This is a genomic window from Streptomyces sp. WAC05292 (assembly GCF_003949955.1).
GTDB classification, from domain to species: domain Bacteria; phylum Actinomycetota; class Actinomycetes; order Streptomycetales; family Streptomycetaceae; genus Streptomyces; species Streptomyces globosus.
Genome location: NZ_RPSE01000500.1, coordinates 1 through 3746, shown reverse-complemented (window position 1 = coordinate 3746; position 3746 = coordinate 1). Strand labels below are relative to the sequence as shown.

General features: G+C 71.8%; 4 protein-coding genes and 1 pseudogene. 4 read left to right on the top strand and 1 reads right to left on the bottom strand.

The features are described 5' to 3' along the window. On the bottom strand, nt 1-1026 hold a 1026-nt coding region (locus EF903_RS30020; RefSeq protein WP_148142608.1), incomplete at its 3' end, for a LysR family transcriptional regulator. A gap of 110 nt (nt 1027-1136) precedes the next feature. Here EF903_RS30020 and EF903_RS30015 point away from each other — a divergent pair. The 4 genes and pseudogenes from EF903_RS30015 to EF903_RS30000 all read left to right on the top strand — a co-directional run. Continuing rightward, nucleotides 1137-1613, top strand: coding sequence for a nitroreductase/quinone reductase family protein (locus tag EF903_RS30015; RefSeq protein ID WP_125548147.1), 477 nt, complete (start codon nt 1137-1139; stop codon nt 1611-1613). 458 nt (nt 1614-2071) lie between these two features. Next, complete coding sequence (locus EF903_RS30010) at nt 2072-2359, top strand: hypothetical protein (protein ID WP_125548146.1); 288 nt, start codon at nt 2072-2074, stop codon at nt 2357-2359. A 321-nt stretch (nt 2360-2680) separates the two neighbouring features. Then, on the top strand, nt 2681-2950 hold the full coding sequence (locus EF903_RS30005; protein WP_125548145.1) for a hypothetical protein: 270 nt from the start codon (nt 2681-2683) through the stop codon (nt 2948-2950). Nucleotides 2951-3057: 107 nt separating this feature from the next. Continuing rightward, nucleotides 3058-3623, top strand: a pseudogene (locus EF903_RS30000) (IS5/IS1182 family transposase); the annotation flags it as partial. Nucleotides 3624-3746 lie beyond the last annotated feature (123 nt).

The following is a 3746-nucleotide window of genomic DNA, read 5'->3' as shown; positions in this document are numbered from 1 at the left end:
GGTCGACGGCTCGGACGCGGCCGCCCTGTCCGTCGCCACGACCCGCGCCTCCGACGCGGCCGCGATACGCGCCGCCGGCGCCCGGCCGGTCGTCGTCGCCCGCTCCCTCGCCTCCCTCGACGCCGCGCGAGCCATCGCTTCGGTGTGGGCTTCACGGGCCTGGGCCAGGACGTGGGAGGCGCGGGCCGCGGCCCGTCCGGCGGGGTGCCAGCCCAGCAGGTGCCGCCACACCAGCGGGGTCCCGGCCAGCGGCCGGGTGACCACCCCCGGGGTCGCCGGGAACGTCGCCCGGCACAACCCCACCGCCCGCCCCACCTGCACCAGATGCACGCAGGAGGCGGTGTCCGCCTCGTACACGCAGGCCGGCGTGAACCCGGCCCGCACGCACGCCGCGGCGAAGCAGTCCCCGAAGCACCCGTCCCCCGGCACGTCGGTCCACGCCTCCGCCGCCAGCTCCGTCAGCTCGATCTCCGCCCGCCGCGCCAGCGGGTGGTCCTCGGCGAGCATCACGTACACCGGGTCCCGCGCGACCTCCATCCACGCGAGCCGCCCCGGCTCCGGCGGCGGGCTCTCCCCGCACACGCCGATCAGCGCGAAGTCGAGCCGCCCGTCGGCGACGGACCCGGCGATCTCCCGCTCGGACCAGGAGGTGTGGGTCGTCACCGGCACCCCGGGGTCCTGCCGGGCGAGCCGGTCGACGAGCCCGCCGAGCAGCGGCCCGTGCGTCCCGCCGATCCGGTGGCCGGCGGTGCCCTGGCGGGCGGCGAACCGGGTCGCCTCCTCCTGGAGCTCGCACACCGCGGGCAGCAGGACCCGCGCCCGGTCGAGGACGAGCTCGCCGAGCGCGGTGGCCCGTACGCCGTCCCGTCCGCGGACGAACAGCGCCCCGCCGAGCGCCCGCTCGATCCGTTTGAGCTGGGTGCTGAGGGCCGGCTGGGCGAGTCCGAGCCGGGTGGCGGCGCGGGTCAGGCTCCCGGCGTCCGCGACCGCCCGAATGATCTTGAGATGCCTCAACTCCAGATCCATGCGACGAGCTTGGTCCAGACCACCACCCTTGCGCTACGGGTGGGACGGCCGTATCCGGATCCGCCGGAGGATCGTTGACGCTCCCGGGGTCCGCTACTCGGAGGCACAGCATGCAAGCGATCACCGTCGACTGGGACCGCCCCGCCGATCCGCGCCTTGGCCCCGCCCGCGACCACGTCCGCGACTACGCGGCCACCGGCGGCCAGGACGGCCACCTCTGGCACGGCGTGCCCACGCTCCTGCTCACCACCGTCGGCCGCCGCACCGGCCGCACCACCCGCACGCCCCTCATCTACACCGAGGACGAGGCCCGCCTGGTCGTCGCCGCGGCCGCCTGGGGCGCCCCCGCGCACCCGGACTGGTACCGGAACCTGACCGCGCACCCGGAGGTCCGCGTCCAGGTCGGCCCGGACGTCCGGCCGGCCCTGGCCCGCACGGCCGGCGCCGACGAACGCGAGGTCTACTGGCCGGCGCTGGCAGGCCTCTGGCCCGCCCTGGACGACTACCAGACCCGGGCCCGCCCGACCCGCACCATCCCGCTCGTCGTCCTCGACCCCGCCCGCACCGCCCCGCGGCCACCGCGATAGGTCCCGCCGCCCGGCGAGAGACGCCCTGGCCGACTGCCTGGGTGGACCAGGTCGATGCGGCTTCACGCCGGCTCAACAGACGGAAAGCACTGCGAAAGAAGGCACCTGACTGCTAATCAGTTCACATGCGAATCTGTCCGCACTGTGCGCAAGCTGTCGAAGTCGACGCTGTGGGCCTTGTCAGGGCACACAAGCTGACCAGGTTCAGCAGCTTGATGTGCAGGGGCGCGGGGCTGCCTGCGGTCAAAGGGCCTCGCCCCCGGAAGAAGCCGACCGCGGTACAGGACACCCGCACGAAGTTCCTGGCCGCTCCGGTCTGGCTGCCCGCCTGGCAGCAGGTGCATCTCGCGTCGGTTGCCCTGCCGGCTGCGGGCGCGGTCCGGGTTTGGCTGCCCCTGACACCGTCGCACGAGCAGGTCAGGGCGATCGGAGAGCTGATCGAGACAGGGACGGAACCGATGTGGGACCTTCGCGGGGAGTGCTGGACCGTACCGAAGGACCACTACCTGCCCGTCCTCGACAAGATGCTCAAGCGGCGCTCACAGCTGATGCTCGGGCGTGAATACAACCCCGGCGAGAAGTGCAACCCGCGCTGCAAGAGGGCCAAGAGGCCGTTCTGCACCTGCTCGTGCCTGGCGAAATACCACAGCCACGGAACGTGGATGAAGAGCTTCGTGACACTCGAGGAGTTCCGCACCCGGCACCAGGGCCGGTCGTGGAACTGGATGATCGTCAAGTCCCGGTGAAGCAGGGCTCGGCGCACACGCCCGGACCCCTTGGGTTCCGCCCTGATCGGCTCGCCCACGGCAACTGGATTCGGGGAACCCGCCCACCGACAGACCGCGGCGCAGGCGGTCGCCGCCGCAAGCCCTACGAACCGGTCACGGCGTCCTGCACGGCCGATGGGCGGCCAACAGTGGCATTGAGCCGCCAGACCGCCTCTTTCGCACACAGAGAATCGACCCGTGCTGAGCTGAGGGGTGGGAATGGCACTCGTAGTCGAACTGCGTCAAGGGGGCTCTGTGCCCCAAACCGGGCGCCAGCCTCGGTCTCGGCCGTCGGGAGGCATGCTGGAACGGTTGGTCGATGACAGCGACGAGTTCTGGACGGCCGTCGCGCTGCTCGGCCGGGACCGGGTTCCCAGCCTGGCCCGCATCGACCCGTACGGGGACACGACGCTGCGCGGTGAGGCGGTGGACCGGATGGTGCGCGAGTTGGAACGCTCGGATCTCGCGCGTCTGGGCGGTCGGGAGCGCGAGTTGGTCACAACGCTGATGGCCTGGGGGCATCGGTGCCGCACCGACCGAAACCTGCGGATTGCCTTCTCGGGCGACTAGCCGATGTCTCGTTGACGGGTTGATCAGCTGATCGGATGTCTCTGTCCGATTGGGGATCACGATGTCATGTGGGGCCGCGTCGCGTCGCTGATGCCGGCCGGTCCGGTCTGCGGTCGGCCGTCGACGGCACCTGGGAGGTTCCCGCCGCCGTCCTGGCGGCGGACGCCCACGACATCGACAGGACGGTGTCGGTGGACTCCATCGGTCGTGCGGGCCCACCAGCACGCCGCAGGCACACGCAAAAGGGGGCGATTCGCTCCGGCGGGCCTGCGGATCACTCCCTCGGACGCCCCCGCGAGGGGCTGATCACCAAAGTCGGCCAGGCCGGGGCCGCACCCGCTTTCGACACCGGTGATGTCCAGCACCCGCGTGCCCCGCAGCGGCCCGGGCCGGCCACGACCCCGGCCCGGCACTGTGCCGGCGGACCGGGACTGCTCATCCCGTGCCATCCGCGGCCACCTGCGGCGCCCGGGAGTCCGAGCGGTCATCCCGCAGCCGTCCGACCAGGTCGGCACACAAGCAGCGCAACACCGTCGAGCGGTGCATCAACCGCCTCAAGCAGTGGCGCGGCTTGGCCACACGAACAGAGGAACTCGCCATCGCCTACCAGGCCGCATTCCACCTCGCCGGCATCGTCATCCGGACCCGACGCAAACCAAAAAGCAGAACCTAGTGACCTGAGTCAGAGATTCGTCGGCAGTAGGCAGCGACTTTGTCGAGGATCTCGTCGGCTGTCTTCGTCCAGGCGAAGGGTCTGGGGTGCTCGTTCCAGTCGGCGAGCCAGCCTCGGATGTCG

What these genes read in the sequence shown, in the direction of transcription:
- EF903_RS30015 (WP_125548147.1), top strand. Translation starts at nt 1,137, where the DNA reads ATGCAAGCGATCACCGTCGACTGGGACCGCCCCGCCGATCCGCGCCTT.
- EF903_RS30005 (WP_125548145.1), top strand. Translation starts at nt 2,681, where the DNA reads ATGCTGGAACGGTTGGTCGATGACAGCGACGAGTTCTGGACGGCCGTC.
- EF903_RS30010 (WP_125548146.1), top strand. Translation starts at nt 2,072, where the DNA reads ATGTGGGACCTTCGCGGGGAGTGCTGGACCGTACCGAAGGACCACTAC.